Genomic DNA, 412 nt, shown 5'->3' with positions numbered 1-412 from the left:
GGCTCTGTTGCAAAGATTGGCGGCAGTCAGAGGTAGGCTGTCGCTCTGCGCCGATCAGGCGGCTGCTGCGAAATGGTGGTTGAGCATGCCCATGGCCTCCGTCAGCGCCGAGGGCCCAATGCCAAAAGCTCTCTCCACAAGGCGCACCTCGCCCCTGATGCCGGGCTGCAGGCACCAGGGGCGAGCCTGTCCTTTGCGCAGGGCTCGCATGACTTCGAATCCCTTGATCGTGGCATAGGCCGTGGGGATCGATTTGAAACCGCGCACCGGCTTGATCAGTATCTTGAGCTTTCCGTGATCGGCCTCGATCACGTTATTGAGATACTTCACCTGCCGGTGGGCCGTCTCCCGGTCCAGCTTTCCTTCGCGCTTCAATTCGGTGATCGCTGCACCATAGCTCGGCGCTTTGTCG

Annotated in this window: 1 pseudogene; it reads right to left on the bottom strand. The window is 60.9% G+C overall.

What is annotated here, in order from left to right:
- Positions 1-54: 54 nt before the first annotated feature.
- Positions 55-412: pseudogene (locus ACGHJ7_RS14810) on the bottom strand (IS6-like element IS6100 family transposase); the annotation flags it as partial.

This window comes from Altererythrobacter sp. MTPC7 (genome assembly GCF_042851395.1).
GTDB lineage: Bacteria > Pseudomonadota > Alphaproteobacteria > Sphingomonadales > Sphingomonadaceae > CAJXSN01.
Note: the sequence above shows the minus strand (reverse complement) of the source record. Positions and strands in the feature narration are given on the sequence as shown.